Consider the following 25,634-nt stretch of genomic DNA (forward strand, 5'->3'; position numbering starts at 1 on the left):
AAAAACATTTTATTTACAATTTAATAACATTAAGGATAAAAAAAAAGCCCGAAGGCTTAATTCATAAATTTATTTTATCAGCACTTTGCAATGTAAATAAAAATTCGGAACCTTTTTTGAAAGTACTTTTTACATATATTTTTTGATGATGAGCTTCTATAATATGCTTTACAATAGACAATCCCAAACCAGAACCTCCTTCCATACGAGATCCACTTTTATCTACTCTAAAAAAGCGTTCAAACAACCTAGGAATATATTTTCGTTCAATACCTTCGCCATTGTCCATAACACGTATCAAAACCTTGTTATTTTCTAGCTCATCTATACAAATTTCAGTTGATCCTTTTTCTTTTCCGTATTTAATAGAGTTTACGACTAAATTAATCAAAACTTGTTGAATTTTTTGCTTATCGGCCGCTACTTGAATAGGTTTAACATATTTTTCATCAAAACTTAAGGTAATTTCTTTTGTATTGGCTTTAATTTCTAATAAATCCATTACGTCTTGAGCTAATGATACGATATCAAATGATTCAATATTTAGTATTTCATCGCCTAATTCTAGTTTTGCAATCATATCTAGATCATTAACGATATAAACCAAACGCTCAACACCTTTTTCTGCTCGTTCTAAATATTTTTTTCGAAGTATTTTATCTTTATGTGCGCCATCCAATAGAGTTGAAATATAGCCTTGAACTGTAAAAAGAGGGGTTTTTAGTTCATGTGAAACATTTCCTAGAAATTCTCTTCTGTATTCTTCTCGATCTTTTAGCATTTCAATTTCTAATTTTTTATCCGTTGCAAATTTTTTAACTTGTTTAGTTAGTGTAGCCATATCAGTAGTTATGGCTTGATTTTTAAAATCTACTGCATCTAAAAAGGAAATTTCGTCATAAATTTTTTTTACTCTTTTATAAATAAATTTTTCTACTCGATATTGTAATACAAAAAATGAGAAAGACATCGTTAAAAAAGCAAAAGCAATTATGAATAACCAATTGATTGAAAAAAACAGATAGGTTAGCACAAACACCAATCCTGTAGAAAACAGGGTAATATATATTGAAGATCGAAAAGCAAATTTGTATGATTTCTTAAGCCTTAATCCCATTAGTATTCAAACTTATATCCAACACCTTTGATTGTTTTAAACAAATCTTCTCCAATCTTTTCACGTAATTTTCTAATATGAACATCTATAGTTCTTCCTCCAACTACCACTTCATTGCCCCAAACTTTATCTAGAATTTCTTCTCTTTTAAACACTTTACCTGGTTTAGATGCTAATAAATAAAAGAGTTCAAATTCTTTTCTTGGTAGTATAATTTCCTTTTTATCTTTGTATATTTTATATTCTTCGCGATTGATTTCAATACCTCCTAAATCGAGTTTTTCAGCAGGTATTTCTATTTCTTTAAATCTTCTTAACAAAGCTTTCACCTTACTAACTAATACTTTGGGTTTAATCGGCTTGGCTATATAATCATCAGCTCCTGCATCAAAGCCTGCAACTTGTGAATAATCCTCACTCCTAGCCGTCAAAAAGGCAATAATAGTATTTTGTAATTCTGGCGTATTACGAATAATTTCACAAGCCTCCATTCCATCCATTTCAGGCATCATAACATCCATTAATATCAAATGAGGCAAATGTTTTTTTGCTTTTTCTATTGCTTTTTTTCCATTTTCGGCTGTGAAAATTTGGTACCCCTCTTGAGAAAGATTGTAGCCTACAATTTCTAAAATATCTATTTCGTCGTCTACTAAAAGAATTCTAATGTCCTTCTTTTTCATTACTTTGTTTGTGTTTGTTCGAATGTAAAATTAGCTATTATTCGAAATAAAAACTTAACCTTACATAAATTTAATATATTAACGATTAGATAACCTTTACTAAACTTATTTATAATGTCTCAATAACTTCTTTTTTACACAGACAAAATTACTTTGCATCGAAATTAAACACACAACAAAATGAAATTTAAATTTTCCTTATTGTTTCTTTTTTTTACGATGATAACATTCGCTCAAAAAGCAACTATTACTGGAACAATATCAGATAAAGATCTAAACAATGAAGCATTACCATTTGCTAATATTGTTTTAAAAGGTAGTGCTACAGGAACTACTACTGACTTACAAGGTAAATATAAATTAAGCGTTCCGTCAGGAATCCACATCTTGGTATTTAGCTTCTTAGGTTATGAAACTAAAGAAGTTAAAATTACGATTCATGCAGGAGAAACAAAAGAAATAAATGAAACTCTTGGTTCTGGCAGTGTAACAATGGAAGATGTAGTAGTAAAAGCCACTGTAAGTCGCGAAAAGGAAACAGCATTATTATTGGAGCAAAAGAACGCTGTAGAAATGAAACAGGTAATTGGTGCTCAGGAAATGAGTCGAAAAGGAATTAGTGATGCCCAAGCCGCTATTACTAAAATTTCGGGAATTTCTAAACAAGAAGGTGTAAAAAATGTTTTCGTAAGAGGTTTAGGAGATCGTTATAATTCAACCTCATTAAATGGTTTTCCTATTCCATCAGAAGATCCCGAATATAAAAACATTTCCTTAGACTTTTTTGGCACCGATATTATTAAAAACATTTCTGTCAACAAAGTATTTAATTCTAGTAAAATCAGCGATGTAGGGGGTGCTAATATAGATATTTCATCAAAAGAACTAAACACTTCATCTGTTTTCTCTCTAGATCTTTCAACAGGTAGTAATACAAGAGTATTAGGTACTGATTTTAAACAACAAACTGGCGTAGATTACTGGGGTATTTCCAATACAATTAATCCAGGCTTAACAAATCAAAAATATAATTTTCCAAACAAGTTAACTCCTATCACAAATCAATCACCCTACAATCATTCATTTGGCCTAACAGTTGGAAAAAAAATCAGATTTGGAGAAAATAGTTTTACGGCATTTCTTGTAGGATCACATTCAACTGATTTCAATTACACCAAACAGTTTTTAAAAAACACAACTACTACAGGAGTTATATTTAGAGATCAAGTAGGAGACAAATTTAGTCGTAGTATTAATCAATTAGGGTTATTGAATTTATCATTAAAATTAAACAAATATCGTTTTGATTATAATGGTATGATTATTCATAATAACAATCAATACTATTCTAAATTTTATGGAGTAGATAATGATAAATTTCAAGGAGGAATTGATGATAAAGGATTAATGATTAGACAACAAAACAATGATAACTTATTAATTGTAAATCAGCTATTAACTCAATTTCAATTAGGTAAAAACACAAACTTTAATGCTGGTCTATCATATAATATTACTTCTGGAAAAGAACCCGATAGAAAAGTAAACAACTTAACACAAAGAACTGAAAAAGATTTCGTTTTTACAGGTGGAGATGGCAGACAAACCAGAACTTTTTTGAATTTAGATGAGACTGATTTAAATACAAAATTAGAAATTTCACACAGATTAAATTCAAAAGATACAGATGATAAAAGTTCTGTCTTAAAGTTGGGTTATAACGGCAGACAAGTTGACGATAAATTTTCAGCCACCTTATACAATTTTAGAGCCATATCAGGGTTATATGACGAAAATGTTAATCTAGACATTGTTTATGGCAAACAAAACTTTATAGATGGAAAATTAACTTTTGACACTAATAGAGATCAGTACAGTGCTCAAAAAAATATACATTCTGGATATGCTGATTTAACCTACTTAATTACTCCTAAATTAACCGTAAATATGGGAGCCAGTATAGATTATGTAAATCTAGCAGTACAATACAATGTTAACGAAGGAGGTACTACTGGGAAATCAACGATTAAAAACACCTTTGTACTCCCTAATGCTAGTTTAAAATGGGATGCTTCCGAAAAAAATTCATTTCGTTTAGCAAGTAGCAAAACTTATACACTTCCTCAAGCTAAAGAAATTTCACCATATATTTACATAGATGTAAATTTCAATAGTCAAGGAAACAAGGATCTAAAATATTCAGAAAATTACAATTTAGATGCTAAATGGGATTTTTATATCAGTAAATCAGAACTCTTTTCTTTAACTGGTTTTTACAAGCACATCCAAAACCCCATAGCTCGTGTAGAAGAAGGAGGCTCAGGAGGTTATCTAACATACAAAAATATCTCAAACGTAGCTAAAGTACTAGGAGCAGAAATAGAAGTAAGAAAAAACATTCTTGAAACAGAATTACATCATTATGATACTAAATTAGCATTAGGTTTTAACGCTTCTTATATCTATTCAAAATTAACATTAGATGTATTAAACACACCTAAAAAAGAAACACAATTAGAAGGTTCTTCTCCATTCTTAGTCAATTTTGATTTATCGAGTACTTTTTCAAAAGAAGAGAAAAGCTTTACCAACACACTTGTATTAAACTATTTCAGCGATCGTATTTATACCATTGGTACTTTGACTTACGAAGACATCATAGAAAAAGGGGTTCTTGGGTTAGATTTTATTTCTACCTCTAAAATCAATAAACATCTTGCTATCAAAATAAAAGCTAGAAACTTACTGGATCCTACCTATTCATTAAGCCGAAAAGGAATTAATGGAGGTGAAAACGTTGTACTCAAGTCATTTCAAAAAGGAATCAATTTCAGTCTAGGGCTAACTTATGATTTTTAAAACAATATAATTACTAATTAAAAACAACTAATCAAAATGAATCAATCAATTTTAAGCCTATTTGCATTACTAATAATTTCGGGAACGATAACATCATGCACAAAAACAATGGATGACGAAGCTATTGCTAATAGTACTACACCTATCGGAACAGAAAATTTATCTGGGACTATAACAAATAATACAACACTTACTGCTTCTAAAACATATTATTTAAATGGATCTTTAATTATAGACAATGGAGGAACTCTAAACATACCTGCCGGTACTATCATTAAATCAAAAAAAGGATTTAGCAATTACATTTTAGTTCTACAAGGAGGCAAAATAAATGTAAATGGTACAGCTGAAAAACCTGTCATTATGCAAGCAGATATAGAAACAACAGAATCTGGCTACTGGGGAGGACTAATCATTAATGGTAAAGCAAAATTATCCGATGCAACCCCTACAGGCTCAACCGAAATCAACTCCGCTTACACCTATGGTGGTAATGATGACACCGATAACTCTGGTATAATTCGTTATTTAATACTAAACAATACAGGCGCTAAATCATCTGCCAATATTGAACATAATGGCTTAACCCTAAACGGCGTTGGAAATGGTACCATTATTGAAAACGTATTTGTAAAAAACTGTGCTGATGACGGTGTCGAATTTTTTGGAGGAACTGTGGATATAAAAAACATCTTGTGTGTTAATACAGATGACGATATGTTTGACTATACACAAGGATGGAGAGGTACTTTAGATAATGCTTACGGCATCTGGGAAAAAGGTTTTACAAGCACAGAAGCTGATCCAAGAGGTTTGGAAGGGGATGGCAATCTAGATGGTAATGCGCCTACTTGTGGCTTACAATCCGACAATAATATAAAAAATCTAACCATTGATCTTAAAATTGATCTTGTAACTGCCAATGATATCACAAAACAAATGATGGATGTCTTTATGATTCGTCGTAGCGCAAAATCTAATATAGCTAATGCTCTTGTAAAAGGAACAGGTTATGTCGTAACTTTACTTAATATGAATGATAAAAAAGGAGCTGGCAATCCTAACTCCAATATTAATGTTAATATTAAAGATTTAACGACAGCTCCTGGTAAGGAAATAAATGGAACAGGTATTTTAAACAAAAATGAAACAAATATAGGTGCTGATAAAACAGCCTTTAACTGGACAAAATATGCTTTTTAATTTTTAGCCTTATTTAACTACATAAAAGCTTCTATTTTGAGGCTTTTTTTTTATCTAAAAAAAAAAATCACTAACTTTGTAGAAAGTAATATTGAATGAAGAAAAACTACTTATACAGTATTTTTATTTCCGCTTTATCTGCTTTAGCTTTACAGGCTCAAGAAAGCAAAGATTCTTCCTATAATGGAAAATTTCAAGAACAACCTCTGGATAATCTTACGATATATCCAAACCCTTCCAATACAGGTAGAATTTACATTACGTCTAGATCCGCTTCATCAAAAGAAATTGAAGTTTACGATGTACTCGGAAAATTAGTACTCCAAACATTACTAAACAGTAAAGAACTAAACATATCTAATTTAAACGAGGGCGTTTACATTATAAAAATAAAAGAAGGAGATCAAAGAATAACTAGAAAACTTATTGTAAAATAGTCTATTAAAAACAATCTATCCTTTTTTAACCCAATCGCTATAAGATTTAGTAAGACTAATTCATTAAAAAAAACACCCTCATTCTTCGTGAATAGATCTACCTATAAATTATTATAGCGTAATAAAAGATAGCTTCTTTCAAAGTCATCTACAAAATCTATTATTATTCCCTATTTGGCATTTCTTATTAAGTAGAAAATCGATTAATCCTCTTATAAAATATAGATTATTCTTACAAATAAAACAGAAAAACATTATTTAAATTTAAAAATAATTAAAAAAAAGACAAAAAAATAAATTTAATTTATTTTTTAATTAAATTTATACCAACAGTTTTCTAAACCAAATTACAAACAACAACAACAACAACAACAACAACAAATGAAAAAAATTTACGTATTAGGAACATTATTACTAGCAGAATTAGGCTTTTGTCAAGTCTCAATTTCAGCATTAAACACACCGTATACTCAGGATTTTAATACCATGACTAACGGAACAACACCTCCTTCTTTACCTCCAAATTGGTTCATAGCAAGACTTTCAGGTACATCAACTACAGCCCTAACATTAACAAATAATGATGGATCCGCAAATAGTGGAGGTGTTTATGCTACTGGTACTAACTCAAGCAACGAAAGATCCTTAGCAGTATTAGCCTCATCAGGCACAATTCCTGGAATTGGCTTAAACCTTATCAACAATCTAACGCAAAATATTACCCAAATAGAAATTAGTGGAAAATCCGAACAATGGAGATTAGCCACCAGTACTGTAGTTGAAAAAATAGCCTTTGCTTATAGCTATGATGCCACCTCATTATCAACAGGTACCTGGACTACAGTAACCAACTGTGACCTAGTCGAACAAAACGCAACCACAAACACAAGTCCTCCTACAGTTGCCAATATAGACGGTAATGCACTTGGAAATAATAGTAATTTTACTTACACTTTCGGATTAACAGGCAATGGTTGGTCAGCCAACGGAGGCTCACTCTGGATTAGATGGTCTGACACAAACGACGTAGGAAATGATGCCATGATAGGTTTAGATGATTTTAGCATTCAAGCAAAATCTACCGATCCACAATTTTTATCTAATGAAAAATTAGACGCAATTTCTGGCTTACAGGTATATCCCAACCCAACCCATTCGGTTCTAAACATAACATCCAATAGCTTTTCTGAAAAGCAAATAGAACTGTACAACTTATTGGGCAAAATAGCTTTATCTACCAAAACAACCAATCAAATCGTTGATATTACGTCTTTAGCCAAAGGTGTTTATATCGCTAAAGTAACAGAAGAAGGTAAGGTAGCTACCCGAAAAATTGTAATTGAATAATCACAAATAAAACAAAAACAAAGCCTATCCTCTTTCGATGAACATCCAAAGAGGATTTTTTATACTTTTGTAAACAAAAACAAAACTATTAACATGAAAAAAAAATCTTTATTTCTCCTATTCAATTTATTCGTTTTTATTACTAACATCTCCGCACAAACAACAGTAACATCTTGGAGTTTTGATGCACAAACAACAAATCCTAATTTAGGCACTGGCACATTAAGCCTTATTGGAGGTGTAAACGCTAACACTTATCAAAGTGGCAATAATGGCGGATTTGCACATAGTATAAAAAATTTCCCTGCTCAAAGCACCGCTTCTGGAACAGCTGGTTATCAATTTATGGCTAGCACTAGTGGCTATTCGGGCATCATTATAAAATTTGACCCAAGAGGACAAGACACCTCTTCTAAATGGCAGCAGTATGAATACACTTTCGATGGTGGAAATTCTTGGATATTATTAGCTAATAATAACGGCGATCTAACAAATGGCTTTACAGCTTCACCAATGAAATCTTTTTTAATCAACGATCCTAGATGTGACAACAATCCTAATTTTGGTTTTCGAATTGTTTCTATTGTAAATCCAAACAACAACACCTATGAAGCTATATTAGGTCTTTATGATCCGTCCGCTAACTGGAGAATAGACAATGTAAAAATTGAAGCTTCTGGCCTATTAAACAATGAAAAAAATAATGAAATTGAAGGCTTATCAATTCATCCAAACCCCGCCAATTCAGTTGTAAACATCACTTCACCAAATTTTGGAGAAAAACAAATAGATTTATACGACATCTTCGGCAAAAAAACTTTATCATCTAAAATAACAGATCAAAGTCTTAATATTTCTTCCTTAACCAAAGGAATTTATTTTGCTAAAATTACAGAAGGAAGCAAAATAGCAACTAGAAAAATTATAATCGAATAATTTTTTTACCTACCAGATAAAAAACAAGAGGCTGTCCTAAAAGATCAGAATTTTATTATTTCAACCGAAGGGAGAAACCACATAATACAAATAATGTGACTTCTCCCTTTTAGTTCGAAATAAAACTAAGTATTGAATTTTGACTTTTTAGACACCTTCTTTTATTTGACCCAGATTTCAAGAAAGTATTGTTCTTTGACAAATGAGAGCTAACTTGCACTTGCGAGCAAAGCCTATGTATAAAATGGTGAATTTATCCCCTCCCAGATTTTGGCTGAAATGTAAAAAGGCTTCCATTTGGAAGCCCTTTGAGACAATCAATGATGAAACACCATGTTATCTCGTATAGAATAATTTAAGCAAAGATATTACATTTCCTCGCATTTTAATAAAAAGAAAATTTATGAAAAGTTTCGAAAAAATGCGAATTGTAAATCCCAATGTGGCAGCAATTAATGTCGGATCACGTTCTCATTTTGTAGCCATAGGACAAAATAAAATCAAATTAGAGATTTTAATTTTTATCAATTACTTAAAATAAGTTAGATAGAATTCAGCATTAGAAATCTATTCAGCTTTATTTTTCTTCAAATTCAAGCACGTACTCCCATTTTAATCATTAGAATAGTTTCTTATTTCTCCTTCTAAAAACTTTTTATGAATACTTTGATTTATTGATTTTCTGTTTCACAATGAAATCTAATGCAGAATCTGGATTAAAATCCAAGTATATTAAATTTAAAATATAAAATAAATTAAAAAACCATAACCGAAAATCATAAAAGTTATCAAAATCAAATCTCTTTTTCATCAAGTATTACTATTTTTACCCCTCAAAATATTAAAATTTAAAAACTATATGTTTAAAATTAGAAAAAAACTCATTCTTACTGCTTCATTTATTATAACAGTCAATTCGTTTGCACAAGACAACTTAGTTAATTCATTAAAAATAAATGCCAGCGAAAAAAGTAAAGAATCTTTCAAATTTACTGATGTTATAAATATCGAAAATACTCCTATAAAAAATCAAGGTTCCTCAGGAACTTGTTGGAGTTATTCTGCAAACTCTTTTTTAGAATCAGAAATGATCCGCATGGGCAAGAAACCTGTTGAGTTGTCTCAAATTTTCTCTGCACGTAATGCCTATGTTGAAAAAGGAAGAAACTATGTTCGTATGCACGGCTCATTAGCTTTGGGTGATGGTGGTGCCTTTCATGACGTAATTAACATGTATCGAAAATATGGCGCAGTTCCTCAGTCAGTTTACACTGGTTTAAACTACGGAACTGACAAAAATAAATTTGCTGAAATGAGTTCTCTAACTGAAGCTTTCTTAAAAGCTGTTGTTACCAATCCTAATGGAGAACTAACACCTAATTGGGAAAAAGCATATACTGCAATCATTGACAGCTATCTTGGACAAGTACCCAAAACATTTCAATTTGAAGGAAAAACATATACACCAGAAACTTTTGCTAAAGAAATAGTAGGAGTTAATGCTGATGATTATGTAGAAATTTCTTCTTTACAAGAATACCCATATTACTCTAAATTTGTCCTAATGGTTCCTGACAACTGGAACTTTGATTTAGTTTATAACGTAAAAATGAATGAACTAACTGAAGTTATAGATAACGCACTTAAAAATGGTTATTCAGTTGCTTGGGCTGGAGATGTTAGCGAAAAAAGTTTTTCTTGGAAAAATGGAGTAGCTTATGTTCCCGAGAAAAAAATTGAAGATATGACTGCTGATGAAAAATCAGACATGTTTAATGGCCCTAAAAAAGAAATGGTTGTAACGGAAGAAATGCGTCAAAAGGCATTTGACAATTACACAACTACTGATGATCACGGTATGCACATTGTTGGTATTTCTAAAGATCAAAATGGAAAAGAATATTACATTGTAAAAAATTCTTGGGGTACAACAAATGATTACAAAGGATATTTGTATATGACTAAAGAGTTTGCAAAATACAAAGCAACTGCCATCATGCTACACAAAAAAGCGGTTCCTTCATCAATTGCCTCCAAATTAAAATTATAAATAACACAAAACAAAAGAGACTATCTAAGAGAAAATAACGTATTCATTTTGTTTCTTCTTGCAATTTGATCTCATAAAATCACAAACAAACGAAGTTCCTCTTATTATCAAAACGTTAAGTGAATATTTCTTTTAGATAGTGTCTGATTTTTACTCAATATCAGCACTTATTTTTTTACCTTCTTTACTCTTTCCCATCTATCAAAAAGACTATGTAATATGGTAAAATAAAGTTTACAATAATTCTATCAACATAAAAAAACCTTGAATTTTTTGTTCAAGGTTTTTTTTATTAATTTTATTTGGGTTATTTCATTTTGAAAGTTTCCATAAACTTAGTGGTATAATTTCCAGCTACATAATCTGGCTCATCCATTAATTGTCTATGAAAAGGAATTGTGGTTTTTATGCCCTCTATTACAAATTCATCTAGAGCGCGTTTCATTTTAGCAATTGCTTCTTCACGAGTTTGGGCTGTTGTGATTAATTTAGCAATCATTGAATCGTAATTAGGCGGAATTGTATATCCTGCATACACATGAGTATCTAAACGCACACCGTGACCTCCTGGAGCATGTAAAACGGTAATTTTACCTGGCGAAGGACGGAAATCACTGTAAGGATCTTCAGCATTAATACGGCATTCGATAGAGTGTAATTGAGGTAAATAGTTTTTACCTGAGATAGGCACGCCAGCCGCTACTAAAATTTGCTCGCGAATTAAATCGTAATCAATTACTTGTTCTGTAATAGGGTGCTCTACTTGGATACGAGTATTCATTTCCATAAAGTAGAAGTTACGATGTTTATCTACTAAAAACTCCACTGTACCAGCGCCTTCATAACTGATATATTCAGCTGCTTTTACAGCCGCTTCTCCCATTTTTTGACGTAATTCATCTGTCATAAATGGCGATGGTGTTTCTTCTGTCAACTTTTGATGACGACGTTGTACAGAACAATCTCTTTCTGATAAATGGCAAGCTTTTCCAAAAGAATCTCCTACAATTTGAATTTCAATATGACGAGGTTCTTCAATAAGTTTTTCCATATACATACCATCATTACCAAATGCGGCAGCAGCTTCCATACGTGCACTTTCCCAAGCTTTATCAAGCTCTTCCTCTTTCCATATAGCACGCATCCCTTTACCTCCACCTCCAGCAGTAGCTTTCATCATAACTGGGTAACCAATTTCTTTGGCTACTTTTTTAGCTTCTTCTAGTGATTCTAAAATCCCTTCAGAACCAGGAACACATGGTACTCCTGCAGCTTTCATTGTAGCCTTAGCAGTTGCCTTATCGCCCATTTTTTCGATCATTTCTGGGGAAGCTCCAATGAATTTGATACCATGCTCTTGGCAAATCTTAGAAAATTTAGCATTTTCAGATAAGAACCCATATCCTGGATGAATAGCATCAGCATTGGTAATTTCAGCAGCAGCAATAATATTGGACATTTTTAAATAAGACTGATTGCTGGGTGCTGGCCCTATACATACTGCCTCATCAGCAAATTTTACATGCAAACTATCCGCATCAACTGTAGAATATACTGCAACTGTTTTAATTCCCATTTCACGACAAGTTCTAATTACACGAAGTGCAATTTCTCCCCTGTTAGCGATTAGTATTTTTTTAAACATCTTAATAAAATTTTAAATGTTGAATTATAAATTTTAAATTACCTGAGAATAAATGATATAAATTTATTGCTCAAAATTTAGCATTTAAAATACCTTACGATGGATCTACTAAAAATAATGGTTGATCAAACTCAACAGGAGAAGCATCATCTACTAAAATTTTAACGATTTTACCTGATACTTCACTTTCAATCTCATTAAACAACTTCATTGCCTCAATAACACATAAAGTATCACCTTTAGAAATTAAAGAACCTACTTCTACAAACATTGGTTTATCTGGAGCTGGTTTACGATAAAATGTACCAATCATTGGTGATTTTACAGTAACAAACTTAGAAGTATCTTCAGCAACTGATTCTGTTACAACTGGTGTAGCTGGAACGACAGCAACTGGTGCTGGAGCAGCAGCAACTGGCATTTGCGGGATAGCTGCCTGCATTGGCACCTGTTGTACAAACGTAGTGGTTTCAGCACCTTCAGGTGTAGTTTTGATGGTGATTTTAAAATCATCCATCTCTAGTTTTACCTCAGTAGCACCTGATTTAGCTACAAACTTAATTAGGTTTTGAATTTCTCTAATATCCATGATATTTCGATTTTGGTTTATTATGTTTTTATGAATTATATGCCCATTTTAGATAAATGGCTCCCCATGTAAAGCCTCCTCCAAATGCAGCAAAAACGATATTATCTCCTTTTTTTAATTGTTTTTCAAAGTCACACAATACAAGCGGCAAAGTAGCGGATGTAGTATTACCGTAACGATGAATATTAATTAAAACTTTAGATTCATCAAGTCCCATTCGTTCCGCCGTAGCATCTATTATACGTTTATTAGCTTGATGAGCAACTAACCAATTTACATCGTCATGTGTTAATTTATTTCGTTGCATAATTTTTTCACTCACATCAGCCATACCTGAAACGGCATACTTAAAAACTGTTTTTCCATCTTGAAAAACAGTGTGCATTCCTTTCTCTACCGTATCTTTAGAAGCTGGCAAAATAGAACCTCCTGCATCAATTTTAAGATATTCGCGACCAATTCCATCACTTCTTAAAATTTCATCTTGTAATCCTAAACCTTCTTCATTAGGTTCAAAAAGAACAGCACCTCCACCATCACCAAAGATAATGCAGGTAGCTCTATCTGTATAATCTATAATCGAAGACATTTTATCTGCTCCAATCAACAATACTTTTTTATATCTTCCTGATTCTATATAGGCCGCAGCAGTGGACATCCCATATAAAAAACTAGAACAAGCAGCATGAAGATCATAAGCAAATGCGTTAACCGCACCTATTTGTGATGCAACATATACTCCAGTGGATGCAACAGGCATATCAGGAGTGGCTGTTGCCATAATGATCATATCAATATCCTTCGGATCAATTCCTGATTTTTCAATTAGGTTTTTAGCAGCTTGTATAGCCAAATAGGAAGTACCTGCTCCTTTTTCTTTTAAGATTCTTCGTTCCTTAATACCTGTACGAGTGGTAATCCATTCATCTGTGGTATCAATCATCGTTTCCAAAACTTGATTGGATAAAACAAAGTCTGGAACATAAGAACCTATAGCAGTAATTGCGGCAGTAATCTTATTCATAAAGTCTTATTTTGAACCCTTAAAAGGTCAATTCTAAAAGTTGATGAAATTACAAAATTTCTACAAAATAGATACAAAAATGGGCTATTTTTTTCAAAAATGAAGCATTTTCAACAAAAAAACTCTCACAATGTGAGAGTTATTCATGTATCTTTTTTAAAATATATTAAGCAACAGCTACTGATTTATCAATAACTACTTGACCTCTATAATACATTTTACCTTCATGCCAGTAAGCTCTGTGGTACAAATGAGCTTCACCCGTTACTGGGCAAGTTGCGATTTGAGCAACAGTTGCTTTATAATGAGTTCTTCTTTTGTCTCTTCTTGTCGACGATTGTCTTCTCTTAGGATGTGCCATTTTACAAAATTATTTATCCGTTAATAGTTTTTTTAATGCTGCCCAACGTGGGTCAATTTCTTCTTCTTTTATTTCTTGCTCTTCCGCAATTCCAATTTCTTCTAAGACTTCTTCTTGCTCTAAAGCCTCAGGACTTACTCTTTTTAAGGGTATTGAAAGAACAATCATTTCATATATATATTGTGCTATATCTATTTGATGCTCACCAAACGGAAGAATTAATAGTTCTTCATTTTCATCATTATATGCTTCACCAAAACGTACAATCAATTTTAATCTCCCTTTAATTGGAAAATCAAAAGGTTTGCCCGTAACATCACACAACACATTGATAGTCCCTTTATGCTTAAAGTTTAATTCAAGCATACTACTTTGCTTTTCTAATACCAAACTTACTTTTATATCTGCCGAATCAAATTCGTCATACTGAAAGTAATCAAAGAACGCCTTACTAATTAGGTATTCAAACTGGTGCTTTCCTATCTTTAATCCAACATAAGGGATTAAATACTCATTCGTAACTTTCATCAGATAAACCTATATTTTTTAATAGATTCAGAAAAAACATCATAAAAAGCCCATTTCATCAAAAACTTGAACTCTATTATGTTTTATTCCAACAACAATTTGCTCCTTAATTAGGGTGTGCAAAGATATAAATTATTTATAAAACCAAAAGGGTTATAAACATTTTTTTGTTTATAACTCATTTTATTTTGCCTTTAATGGGTTTGCCGTTATTTCTTTATAAATATTTCTAGCTTTAAAAATATCTAAAGCAGCATAAATAGCTTCCGTAAAAGAAGTATGACTTGCAACTCCTTTTCCTGCAATATCAAATCCTGTTCCATGATCTGGGGAGGTTCGAATCTTATCTAATCCCGCAGTATAATTAACTCCTTTTCCGAAAGATAATGTCTTAAAAGGAATTAAACCTTGATCATGATAAACTGCCACTACAGCATCATATTTTTCGTATTGACCACTGCCAAAAAAACCATCGGCCGAAAAAGGACCAAAGACCAACATTCCTTCTTCAAATAACTTTTTTAGGGTCGGTTTTAAGATCATTTCTTCTTCTTGACCTATTACACCATGATCTCCTGAATGTGGATTTAAACCAAGCATTGCTATTTTAGGCTTGTTAATCTGAAAATCTTGAATTAAGGATTGGTGAATTGTTTTTACTTTTTTAGAAATTAATTCTTCTGTAAGGTGAGAAACTACTTCGTTGATAGGCACATGATCTGTTAGCAAACCAACTCGTAACGAATCTTGAATCATCAACATTAATGCGTCACCTTCTAATTCTTGGTTCAAATAATCCGTATGTCCTGGAAAAGAAAAATCACCACTTTGAATGTTAACTTTACTAACAGGAGCTGTAACTAAAACATCAATCTTACCTTCTTTCAAAGCTTGTGTAGCTGTTACAAAAGATTTTACAGCATATTTTCCAACATTTTGATCTTCTACTCCCCACTCTAAATTAACTCCTTCTCTCCAAACGTTTAAAACATTTACCTTACCGACTACAGCTTGATCAAGCTTATCAATGCCATGTAAATTAACATTTAAATTAAGTTGTTTTTTTAAATAAGAAATAATTTTAACATTAGCAAAAATAATAGGCGTACACAATTCAAGCATACGAGTATCTTCTAATGATTTCAACACAACCTCACTACCAATACCATTTAGATCTCCTATTGAAATACCGACCATTATATTTTCAGGCTTTTTTGTCATCGCTTTAATATTTGTACTAATTTTGAATACAAATTTACTAAAATTAATCAGTTAATGTTTACAGGAATTATAGAAACTATCGGTAAGATTGTGGCTCTTGAAAAAGAAGGTGAAAACATTCACGTATCAGTACAATCTTCTATCACAAAAGAACTCAAAATAGATCAAAGTGTAGCTCATAATGGAATTTGCTTAACCGTCGTTAATCTACACGACGATATATATACTGTGACTGCAATTAAGGAAACGATTGATAAAACTAATTTAAATCAATGGAAAATAGGGGATTCTATTAATTTAGAGCGTGCTATGAAATTAGGTGACAGATTAGATGGCCATATCGTACAAGGACATGTAGATCAGACAGGGGTTTGCAAACATATAGAAGAAGTAAATGGCAGTTGGTATTTTACATTTGAATATAGCAAAGCACTCAAAAACATTACGATTGAAAAAGGTTCTATAACGATTAATGGCACCAGCCTAACAGTAGTTAATTCAAAATTAAATGAATTTAGTGTAGCGATTATCCCTTATACTTATGAAAATACTAATTTTCATACATTTGAGATAGGCACTATAATCAATCTTGAATTTGATGTAATAGGAAAATATGTTGCTAGGCTACAGTCGTTAAATTTTTAAAATAAAAAAGTCCCAAACAATTTGGGACTTTTTTATTTTGATTTGAAGATATTATTCTACTATCCATTTAAGGCCTCTGCACCACCAACAATTTCTAATATTTCGCTAGTAATAGCGGCTTGACGTGCTTTGTTATAAGTTAACTTTAACTGATTTCTCAATTCTGTTGCATTATCTGTAGCTTTGTGCATAGCTGTCATACGTGCACCATGTTCAGCAGCAAATGAATCGCGGATAGCTTTATATAATTGTGTTTTTAATGACTTTGGAATTAAAGTCATTATAATTTCTTCTTTGGAAGGCTCAAAAATATAATCCCCTGCCGCTAATTCTTCTCCTTTAGCAATTGGTGCTAATGGCAAGAATTGTTCTGTTTTTACTACTTGTGTGGCTGCGTTCTTAAATTGATTATAAACCAATTCAATTTTATCATACTGTCCTGTAGTAAATTTTTCAGTTAAATTGGAGGCAATAGTTGCAGCATTTTCAAATGTCAAATTATCAAATATTGAACTTTCGTTAGCCACTATATCATGTGTTTTACGTAACACATCATTTCCTTTTTTACCAATTGTTAAAACATCTAGAGTAGCACCTTGGTACTTATCTGTTAAGTTTTTAACTTCTTTTATAACATTAGAATTAAATGCACCACACAAACCTCTGTTTGAAGTAATTGCTACTATAAGTACTTTTTTTACTTCACGTTGTGTTGTATAATCTCCTCCTACTTCTCCTTCAAGGGTAGCTGAGAGATTTTGCAATAATTCTGTTAATTTTTCAGCGTAAGGACGCATAGCTGTGATAGCATCTTGTGCTTTTTTTAGCTTTGCTGCCGAAACCATTTTCATTGCTGATGTGATTTGCATCGTTGATGAAACGGATGTTATTCTATTACGGATTTCCTTTAAATTCGCCATTGTTTTCTTTAGTAAATAGTAATTAGCAAATAGTGATTAGCTAATTACTAATCACTACCTACCATTTACTCTAATTAGTTATACTTTGCAGATACTTCTTTTGCTACTTTCTCTAAAACGTCAGTGATGTTATCATCAAACTTACCTGCTTTAAGAGCGTCTAAAGTATCTCTATGTTTATTGTTTAAGAACTCTAAATAATCTTTTTCGAATTCTTTAACTTTAGCTACAGGTACATTTCTTAATAAGTTTTTAGTACCAGCGTAGATAATTGCAACTTGGTCTTCTACAGTAAATGGAGAGTTTAAACCTTGTTTTAAGATTTCTACGTTACGTTTACCTTTTTCAATTACGTTTAATGTAGCTGCATCTAAGTCAGAACCGAATTTAGCGAATGCTTCTAATTCACGGAACTGAGCTTGGTCTAATTTTAAAGTACCTGATACTTTTTTCATAGACTTGATTTGTGCATTACCTCCTACACGAGATACAGAGATACCTACGTTAATAGCTGGACGAACCCCTGAGTTGAATAAATCAGACTCTAAGAAAATCTGTCCGTCCGTAATCGAAATTACGTTAGTTGGGATATACGCAGAAACGTCACCCGCTTGAGTTTCGATAATAGGTAAAGCTGTTAATGAACCACCCCCTTTAACGATTGGTTTTAATGACTCAGGTAAGTCATTCATATTTTTAGCGATATCGTCATCAGCGATAACTTTTGCCGCTCTTTCTAATAAACGAGAGTGTAAGTAGAATACGTCTCCAGGGTAAGCCTCACGTCCTGGTGGTCTTCTTAATAATAAAGACACCTCACGGTAAGCTACAGCTTGTTTTGATAAATCATCATAAACAATTAAAGCTGGACGACCTGTATCACGGAAATACTCACCGATAGCAGCACCTGCCATTGGAGCATACACTTGCATTGGAGCTGGGTCAGAAGCATTAGCTGCAACGATAACTGTATAAGCCATTGCCCCTTTTTCTTCTAATGTTTTAGCAATTGAAGCTACTGTAGAAGCTTTTTGACCAATTGCAACATAGATACAGAAAACTGGTTTACCTGCATCGAAGAATTCTTTTTGGTTGATAATTGTATCCAAACAAACTGTAGATTTACCCGTTTGACGGTCACCAATTACTAACTCACGCTGACCACGACCTACTGGAATCATCGCATCTACTGCTTTGATACCTGTTTGCATTGGTTCAGTTACTGGTTGACGGAAAATTACCCCTGGTGCTTTACGCTCTAAAGGCATCTCGTATAAGTCACCACCAATAGGACCTTTACCATCAATAGGCTGTCCTAAAGTGTTTACTACACGTCCTACCATTTGCTCACCAACTTTTAAAGAAGCAATACGTTGTGTTCTTTTAGCAGTAGAACCTTCTTTGATACCTGTAGATGGACCTAATAATACTACCCCTACGTTATCTTCTTCAAGGTTCAACACGATACCTTCCATACCGTTTTCAAAAACCACTAACTCACCATATTGTACATTAGAAAGCCCATAAATACGAGCAATACCGTCACCTACCTGAAGTACAGTACCTACTTCTTCTAAAGTAGCACCAGATTCAAAACCTGATAATTGTTGCTTTAATATTGCTGAAATTTCAGCTGGTTTAATTTCCGCCATTGTTTTATAATTTTTACACTTTCGTGTTATAATTAATTACTCAATTCTCTCTTTAATGTTAATAAACTATTAGCTACTGAAGCATTGTATTGCTTATCGCCAATTCTTAATACAAATCCGCCAATGATAGCTGGATCTACAATATTTTTTAAAGTAACTTTTTTAGTTGTTAAAGTAGCTGCTTTAGCTAATACTTTAGCTTCTAATTCTGGAGTGATTGCAAAAGCTGTAGTGACTGTTGCCACTTCTACTCCATTTGCTTCATCATACAATTTTGTATACTGCGTAGCTACTTTGTCTAAAAGTTCAAAACGTTTGTTTTCTAATAATAACTGGAATAATGATTTAGTTACTGCCCCTGTTTCTTTAAACACCTCTAACAAGGCATTACTCTTTACTTCGATTTTTAAAGTTGGATTAGCAATAAATGACGCTAGTTCAGCATTATTTTGGATCGTTTTAGCAATTAAAGTCATATCGTTGTTTACTTCTTGAGCAAGACTCTTAGAAGTAGCAATATCTAAAATTGCTTTTGCGTATCGTATTGCAGCTCTATTACCTGACATACTTCTCGTATTAGTTTAATTTCACTTCATCCAACATTCTCTCAACTAATTTTACTTGAGAGTCATTGCTAGACAATTGGTCTTTTAATATTTTCTCTGCAATTTGCAAAGATAAAGCAGAAACTTGTGTTTTTAATTCCGCCATTGCTGCATTCTTTTCACTTTCGATAGCAGCTTTAGCTTGTTCGATTAAACGAGCACCTTGCGTTTGCGCTTCTTCTTTAGCATCAGCAATCATTTTTTCTTTAATCTCACGCGCTTCTTTTAACATTGTATCGCGTTCAGTACGTGCTTCATTTAAGATACGCTCGTTATTAGCTTGTAATTCTTGCATTTCTTTTTTAGCATTTTCAGCTGCTTGTAATGCACTACGAATACCTTCTTCACGAGTTTCTATAGATTCCATGATAGGCTTCCAAGCGAATTTAGCTAATAATACAATTAAGATTGTTAAAATTACAACTAGCCAAAAGAATAGACCGTATCCAAAATCGTTAAATATTTTTTCCATTGTTGATTTTTCTGTTTAATTAATAAAAATAGGTTAAATAAAATTACACTTTGCAACCAACCGTTGCAAAGCGTAATTTAAATTCTGATTAAGCACCTAAGATTAAGGCACCGAATGCTAAACCTTCTAATAAGGCACCGATGATGATCATCGCTGTTTGGATTTTACCAGCAGCTTCAGGTTGACGAGCAATAGCATCCATTGCAGATCCACCAATTTTACCTAAACCTAAACCAGCTCCGATTACGATTAAACCAGCACCTACTAAATTTGGAATTGTCATAATAAAAGATTTATATAATAATTAAACAATTTTTTTAAAAAATTCTACTTTTTTATTCTATTAATGATGCTCATCGTGGTGGTGATCTTGAACCGCCATACCGATAAACAATGATGATAACATAGTAAAGATAAATGCTTGTAAGAACGCTACTAACAACTCAATTACTGAGATAAATAACGTTAAAGCTAACGACACTCCTACAGCTCCACCTGCTGTTAATTGTTGTTTGAATAAGAAGATAATCGCAATTAATCCCATTACTACAGAGTGACCTGCTGTGATGTTTGCAAATAAACGAATCATTAACGAGAATGGTTTTGTGAAAATACCTAATACTTCAATTGGAGCTAAAACGATTTTCATTGGCACTGGTACACCTGGCATCCAGAAAATGTGCTTCCAGTAATCTGCGTTAGCACTTACATTTGTAATAATTAAAGTACATAATGCTAAACATAAAGTTACCGCAATATTACCTGTTACGTTAATTCCTAATGGAGTTAAACCGATTAAGTTTAAAGCCCAGATTAAGAAGAATACTGTTAATAAATACGGCATGAATTTTTTGTATTTTTTCTCACCAATGTTTGGACGAGCAATTTCATCACGCACATAAATTACTAGAGGCTCTAACACACGACCAAAACCTGTTGGAAGTGGATTTCCTTTTTTATACGTTTTAGCTAACGAAGTGAAAGCAAAGAAAATTAAGATTGCCGTAACTAATAACGAAAATACGTTTTTAGTGATCGAAAAATCCAATGGTTTTGCATTCGTTGGGTGACCGTGTTTGTTATTGGTAATTGTACCTTCAGCATCTGATTTATAAATCACACCGTGTACCATTTTGTAGAAGTTACCATCTACTTCAGCTAATTCTTTTTCGTTATGAAAAGCAGATGACATAAACACATGAAGACCATTATCAAATAAGATAACTGGCAACGGGAAACCTACATGATGTCCCGTTTCTCCATCTACATATAGATTAAAATCATGCGAATCTAATAGGTGATGTTTGATAAATGCTTGCACTTCTGGTTTCTGATCAACAGGACCTCCATGATCAGCAGTTGCATGTTCACCTTCAGCGTGTGTAGCTGTAGCTTCAGCATGAGCTGTGTCATGAACAATTGCATGTTTTTCATGAACTGATTTTTCAGTTACATGAGTAGAATCCTTCATAGGGTTAGCCATTGCTACCCAAGAGAATAAGCCTATAAAGGCCGACATTAGTAATGATACAGGTTTTCTTGTAATCATCATAGGAATGAAAAATTTCTATGTTCGTAAATTTCGGTGCAAAGGTACATTTTTTATTTATATGAAAAACGATTGCTTAAAAAAAAATATATGAATCTTTCTTCAAATTTAAATTCAATGTTTACACAACCCCTTTAAACCCCTTTAAATACATCAAATCAGTTAGTTAAAATTTAATTTGATTTAATTTTTTAGCCACTAAAAAAGTTGTTGTAGTTAAATACGCCATAAATAAAACAAAGAAGTTCCATTTAGAAAAGACGAAATTATTTTGGATTAACCATTGATTTAAAATATATGTAAATATAAAAAGATTGGTAATTACTACTAAAAAACCTACTCCTACTATATCTTTTTTATTTTCTAACAGAAATGCCATGATTGTAATTGCTAATAGGTAAAAAAACAAAAAGAAACCGTGTATTATATGTAAAGCTGGCACAATGACTTCATTTGATAAAAGTAAATAACCAATATTAAGCAAATAAAAAGCCAGCCCTATAAGGAATAGCTTTTTAGAAAATTCTTGAATAAGCATTATTTATTAATTTCATTAACTTGTTTGATAACATTATACAAAGCTATAAAGACTCCGAATAGTGTTAATATTTTATCATAATAAAAATAAGGATTAGGATGCGATTGATCTAACCATGCTCCTAATTTATAAAATAGATAAATGGTTACTCCCATTTGTGAGGGAATAGCAACTAAGGAGAGCCATTTATTTCCTTTAAATTTTTCTTGTTCTTCCTTGTTATTCTCCATTTACTACATTTAATGAAGGGGCTATTGTTCTCATCACACAAGTTGCTGTAAATTTAGCTCCAGGTTCGACTGCTAACTTCCCACAACTTACATCTCCATTTATAGTAGCTGTTGCTTTTACATTTAGGATTTCTTCTACATTTATTCTACCTTCTGCTTTTCCTTCTATATCTACATTTTGGGCGTTTATATCCCCCAAAACACTTCCTGCGGGACCTACCACTAATTTAGCTTTCGAGTTAAAATTACCTATTAAGTGACCATCTAGTCTAAAATCTGCAATTGATTCAATATCCCCCTTTATTGTAGTTCCTTCCACAATACGATTCGTTTTCCCTAGTAGGTCTGTGTAATTTTTGGGTTTTTTGTCAAACATAAATTAAAGTTTTAGTTGTAGATATTCATTTAAATTTTTCTTGGTTTGAATGACTGAATAATTTTGACTTGAAATAACAGTCGCGTTTTCTTTTACTTCGTAACCTTTTGTTTTAGCCAATAATTCGATTAGAAAACGTGCATATTCACGAGAAGATATGCCATGAACTACGACAAAATTATCAATTTCATTATATATATCGTAAGATACAAAAAACTTGTAATATTGTTTCTCTTTTATATATTTTTCTAACTTTTCTATTAAGTTTTTTGTAGCTTTATCTTCTTTAGGTCCTACTTTATACAAAACTTTCCACTTAGTAGAAGCTGTATCTGCTGACAAGGTCATTTGTTCCATTTTTGGAATATCTATATGTAAAATTTCGTCTGCCTTTGTTGCTTCTTCTGTATCAGGGTAAGTTTTTAATATTTTTTGTATTCCTTCTCTATAAGCATTTAGTCCTTGTAATTTACCACAAACTAAAACTTTTAATAATTCAAATTTAGGTAATAACGGATCACCTGAAAATAATACTACGGACTTATCTATCTTGTTTAATACTGCTTTATATTCTTGTTTTTCAAACATTTCAATACAATCCTTATATACTTCAATAGGAGCTTCTGGATCTCTATTTTCGGATATTTGCCCACTAACTAATTGTGCATATCGGGTATTAGGATAATTAGCTAAAATAGCTAGTTTTAATTTTTGTGCTTTTTCTGAATCAGAAACTTCATATAACCGAAATAAATTATATTTAGCTGGAAGGATAAAACGTTCCTCGGGGTTATTTGCTAATAATTTTTCGAAACGTTCTTCTGATACTTTATTTTCAAAGAATTTTTCTTTATAAATTAATCCTAAGTTATAATAGGCATTATTTCTTTCTTTTATTAGGCTATCTATTATTATTTTTGATGTAGGTAGCTTATCTATATAAAATTTTGGAGTGTATTTTTCGTCAACAATTTCTTTATCTGATTCTTTTTTAGCTGTTTCTGAATCTATAGAATTTATCTGCTCTTTTTTTTGATTTTGCGTTTGTACAATCCATCTCCAATTATCAATTAATGCGCGTTTACCCCATTTTTTTGTGAATTCAATTTTTCCGTAAGCTACAGTAGAAGGATTGTAAAAATAAAATGAATTTTTTGAATTATTTAACTGTAATGAATTAATTTCTTTTCCTCCTCCTGGAGTAGGTACTACATTGGGATCAAAAAATAAATTTTCATTTTGTTGACGGTTTTGTTCACGATTTTCTTCTATTGTCTGTTTTTTTTGATTTAGTACAACTTGTAATGAATCTGTTTTTTTTATTTTTTGTATATATTTTTGAAAGTAAGAGGTACGTTCTTCATCTGACATGGCTGTCAGTGAAATAATACTATCATTCTTTTTAGCTATATTTTCATACTTTATAACTTCATCTAAATTTTTCCTTTTCTTTTCTATTATAAAATATTCTTTATTCTTTTTAGTGAATTTAGTTAAGGTACTATCATAATACTTCCCTGCTGTTTCATATTTTGTTTGATCAAAATAAATTTTAGCTAAATTTCTATAATTAGAAGCTGTTAGGTAGCTATCACTTGAAATCGATTTTAATGATTTATTATAATATTTTTTAGCTCTTTCTTGCATTTTTAGTTGATCATAAAAGAGTGCAACCTGATGATGTAGAAGATCTAAATATGGACGATTTTCTCTGTTTTTCAATAATTTAGTATATTTCTTAACAAAAAGCAATGTATCTTTTGTATTATCTATTAAACCTGCTTGTTTAGCATGGGCTTGCATAACATATATACGAGGCGACTGCCTTTTCATATTAATAACCTCTTGAAAGGCTAAATAAGCACTATCTTTATGTTTTAGTTGTTCATATAGTTGACCTAAAATAAAGCTATAACGGGATTTTTCTTCTTTGTTGGAGGTATATTCAATTGCTTTTTTTATGGGTGTTACTGCTTTTTGTTTTTCTTCTAAATTAATGTAAGCTTGTGCCAATAGTGCATTAGCATCCGCTTTTATATGAGGCGGTAAATCATATCTTTTTAAAAGTAAGGTCAGATTTTTAATTGCTAATGCATCATTTTCTAATCGAACATTTGTTTTCTCTCTCCATACTTTAGCTTCATAAATTTTATCTGAATTAGAGTACTTATATAGGATATAGTTAAAAGCTTCTAATGCGGGAATAAATCTTTTATCATAATAACGGGATTTCCCTAGTAATAGATGTGCTTCATCCATTTGGGAATTCCGTTCACTACCTTCAATATTCATAGAATGTTTTTGAATCGCTTTTACGGCTTTATCTTCTGCACGTGTGAAATTGGCGTTTTTCCCTTTTTGTCCAGGTAAGACGTTTTCTTCTTCTATTTGCATGCGTTCAACGGGTAAAATTTCCCAAAAATCATCTACATATCCTTTTTTTAACTCTTCTATTCCTGCCTGCAGGGCCACCTCTCCGTTATATACCGTATTATACTTAGAGTTTAAAGCATGCCAATTTCTGGTGATTAATGTATCTTTTTTAGTTGAACAGGCAATTATTAATGCGCACAATCCAAAAGATGCTATATATATTAAACGATAATTTTTCAAACGACTATAATTTTTTTAATATAAACTCTAAAAA

26 protein-coding genes are annotated in these 25,634 nt (G+C 31.9%); 8 read left to right on the forward strand and 18 right to left on the reverse strand.

Annotated features, from left to right (window positions below; translation table 11 throughout):
* Positions 1-61 precede the first annotated feature (61 nt).
* Together NAB20_RS02800 and NAB20_RS02805 are read right to left on the reverse strand one after the other, a co-directional pair.
* Complete coding sequence (locus NAB20_RS02800; RefSeq protein WP_105195574.1) at positions 62-1,117, reverse strand: cell wall metabolism sensor histidine kinase WalK; 1,056 nt, start codon at positions 1,115-1,117, stop codon at positions 62-64.
* On the reverse strand, positions 1,117-1,800 hold the full coding sequence (locus NAB20_RS02805) for a response regulator transcription factor (protein ID WP_105195573.1): 684 nt from the start codon (positions 1,798-1,800) through the stop codon (positions 1,117-1,119). Before NAB20_RS02805 ends, NAB20_RS02800 begins: the two co-directional genes overlap by 1 nt.
* Positions 1,801-1,980: 180 nt before the next feature.
* Here NAB20_RS02805 and NAB20_RS02810 point away from each other — a divergent pair, with 180 nt between their 5' ends.
* From NAB20_RS02810 to NAB20_RS02840, 7 genes are all read left to right on the forward strand, one after another.
* Complete coding sequence (locus tag NAB20_RS02810) at positions 1,981-4,659, forward strand: TonB-dependent receptor domain-containing protein (RefSeq protein ID WP_375605464.1); 2,679 nt, start codon at positions 1,981-1,983, stop codon at positions 4,657-4,659.
* Positions 4,660-4,695: 36 nt separating this feature from the next.
* Positions 4,696-5,862 carry a hypothetical protein gene (locus NAB20_RS02815; protein WP_105195571.1) on the forward strand — a complete coding sequence of 389 codons (1,167 nt, stop codon included), beginning with the start codon at positions 4,696-4,698 and terminating at the stop codon, positions 5,860-5,862.
* Positions 5,863-5,957: 95 nt separating this feature from the next.
* Complete coding sequence (locus tag NAB20_RS02820; protein WP_088392613.1) at positions 5,958-6,299, forward strand: T9SS type A sorting domain-containing protein; 342 nt, start codon at positions 5,958-5,960, stop codon at positions 6,297-6,299.
* 381 nt (positions 6,300-6,680) lie between these two features.
* Entirely contained in the window at positions 6,681-7,646 is a 966-nt protein-coding gene (locus NAB20_RS02825; RefSeq protein ID WP_105195570.1) for a T9SS type A sorting domain-containing protein, read from the forward strand.
* A 93-nt stretch (positions 7,647-7,739) separates the two neighbouring features.
* Positions 7,740-8,582: a T9SS type A sorting domain-containing protein gene (locus tag NAB20_RS02830; RefSeq protein ID WP_375605465.1), complete on the forward strand. Its 843-nt coding sequence runs from the start codon at positions 7,740-7,742 to the stop codon at positions 8,580-8,582.
* A 403-nt stretch (positions 8,583-8,985) separates the two neighbouring features.
* Complete coding sequence (locus NAB20_RS02835; protein ID WP_375605362.1) at positions 8,986-9,123, forward strand: hypothetical protein; 138 nt, start codon at positions 8,986-8,988, stop codon at positions 9,121-9,123.
* A 318-nt stretch (positions 9,124-9,441) separates the two neighbouring features.
* On the forward strand, positions 9,442-10,632 hold the full coding sequence (locus NAB20_RS02840) for an aminopeptidase C (RefSeq protein WP_088392544.1): 1,191 nt from the start codon (positions 9,442-9,444) through the stop codon (positions 10,630-10,632).
* Positions 10,633-10,939: 307 nt separating this feature from the next.
* Here NAB20_RS02840 and accC read toward each other — a convergent pair whose 3' ends face one another.
* From accC to pdxA, 6 genes are all read right to left on the reverse strand, one after another.
* Positions 10,940-12,277, reverse strand: coding sequence for an acetyl-CoA carboxylase biotin carboxylase subunit (gene accC, locus NAB20_RS02845; protein WP_105195568.1), 1,338 nt, complete (start codon positions 12,275-12,277; stop codon positions 10,940-10,942).
* Positions 12,278-12,371: 94 nt separating this feature from the next.
* Complete coding sequence (gene accB / locus NAB20_RS02850) at positions 12,372-12,866, reverse strand: acetyl-CoA carboxylase biotin carboxyl carrier protein (protein ID WP_105195567.1); 495 nt, start codon at positions 12,864-12,866, stop codon at positions 12,372-12,374.
* A gap of 28 nt (positions 12,867-12,894) precedes the next feature.
* Entirely contained in the window at positions 12,895-13,890 is a 996-nt protein-coding gene (locus NAB20_RS02855; protein ID WP_105195566.1) for a beta-ketoacyl-ACP synthase III, read from the reverse strand.
* A gap of 166 nt (positions 13,891-14,056) precedes the next feature.
* Complete coding sequence (gene rpmF / locus NAB20_RS02860) at positions 14,057-14,251, reverse strand: 50S ribosomal protein L32 (protein WP_014165712.1); 195 nt, start codon at positions 14,249-14,251, stop codon at positions 14,057-14,059.
* A 9-nt stretch (positions 14,252-14,260) separates the two neighbouring features.
* On the reverse strand, positions 14,261-14,779 hold the full coding sequence (locus tag NAB20_RS02865; protein WP_105195565.1) for a DUF177 domain-containing protein: 519 nt from the start codon (positions 14,777-14,779) through the stop codon (positions 14,261-14,263).
* A 183-nt stretch (positions 14,780-14,962) separates the two neighbouring features.
* Complete coding sequence (gene pdxA, locus NAB20_RS02870) at positions 14,963-16,000, reverse strand: 4-hydroxythreonine-4-phosphate dehydrogenase PdxA (RefSeq protein WP_105195564.1); 1,038 nt, start codon at positions 15,998-16,000, stop codon at positions 14,963-14,965.
* Between the two features lie 54 nt (positions 16,001-16,054).
* On the opposite strand from pdxA, the gene NAB20_RS02875 reads away from it, so the two are divergent.
* Positions 16,055-16,645 (forward strand): riboflavin synthase, encoded by a 591-nt coding sequence (locus tag NAB20_RS02875; RefSeq protein WP_105195563.1) that lies wholly within the window; start codon positions 16,055-16,057, stop codon positions 16,643-16,645.
* A gap of 59 nt (positions 16,646-16,704) precedes the next feature.
* Here the strand turns inward: NAB20_RS02875 and atpG are convergent, their stop codons facing one another.
* From atpG to NAB20_RS02925, 10 genes are all read right to left on the reverse strand, one after another.
* A complete protein-coding gene (gene atpG, locus NAB20_RS02880; RefSeq protein ID WP_105195562.1) occupies positions 16,705-17,565 on the reverse strand; it encodes an ATP synthase F1 subunit gamma in 861 nt (286 codons plus the stop codon).
* A gap of 74 nt (positions 17,566-17,639) precedes the next feature.
* Complete coding sequence (gene atpA, locus NAB20_RS02885) at positions 17,640-19,217, reverse strand: F0F1 ATP synthase subunit alpha (RefSeq protein ID WP_105195561.1); 1,578 nt, start codon at positions 19,215-19,217, stop codon at positions 17,640-17,642.
* Between the two features lie 32 nt (positions 19,218-19,249).
* Positions 19,250-19,783, reverse strand: a complete 534-nt coding sequence (gene atpH, locus NAB20_RS02890; protein WP_088392526.1) for an ATP synthase F1 subunit delta — start codon at positions 19,781-19,783, stop codon at positions 19,250-19,252.
* Positions 19,784-19,793: 10 nt separating this feature from the next.
* Positions 19,794-20,294 carry a F0F1 ATP synthase subunit B gene (locus NAB20_RS02895; protein ID WP_088392524.1) on the reverse strand — a complete coding sequence of 167 codons (501 nt, stop codon included), beginning with the start codon at positions 20,292-20,294 and terminating at the stop codon, positions 19,794-19,796.
* 88 nt (positions 20,295-20,382) lie between these two features.
* Complete coding sequence (locus NAB20_RS02900; RefSeq protein ID WP_014165720.1) at positions 20,383-20,577, reverse strand: ATP synthase F0 subunit C; 195 nt, start codon at positions 20,575-20,577, stop codon at positions 20,383-20,385.
* 60 nt (positions 20,578-20,637) lie between these two features.
* Positions 20,638-21,843 (reverse strand): F0F1 ATP synthase subunit A, encoded by a 1,206-nt coding sequence (atpB, locus tag NAB20_RS02905; protein ID WP_374953364.1) that lies wholly within the window; start codon positions 21,841-21,843, stop codon positions 20,638-20,640.
* Between the two features lie 166 nt (positions 21,844-22,009).
* A complete protein-coding gene (locus NAB20_RS02910; protein ID WP_105195558.1) occupies positions 22,010-22,381 on the reverse strand; it encodes a hypothetical protein in 372 nt (123 codons plus the stop codon).
* Positions 22,381-22,611, reverse strand: coding sequence for an AtpZ/AtpI family protein (locus NAB20_RS02915; protein ID WP_088392516.1), 231 nt, complete (start codon positions 22,609-22,611; stop codon positions 22,381-22,383). The genes NAB20_RS02910 and NAB20_RS02915 overlap by 1 nt, the downstream gene beginning before the upstream one ends.
* Positions 22,601-22,987 carry a polymer-forming cytoskeletal protein gene (locus NAB20_RS02920; protein WP_105195557.1) on the reverse strand — a complete coding sequence of 129 codons (387 nt, stop codon included), beginning with the start codon at positions 22,985-22,987 and terminating at the stop codon, positions 22,601-22,603. Before NAB20_RS02920 ends, NAB20_RS02915 begins: the two co-directional genes overlap by 11 nt.
* Before the next feature lie 3 nt (positions 22,988-22,990).
* Complete coding sequence (locus NAB20_RS02925; protein ID WP_375605466.1) at positions 22,991-25,600, reverse strand: tetratricopeptide repeat protein; 2,610 nt, start codon at positions 25,598-25,600, stop codon at positions 22,991-22,993.
* Between the last annotated feature and the right edge of the window lie 34 nt (positions 25,601-25,634).

Source organism: Flavobacterium davisii, from assembly GCF_042182265.1.
Lineage (GTDB): Bacteria > Bacteroidota > Bacteroidia > Flavobacteriales > Flavobacteriaceae > Flavobacterium > Flavobacterium davisii.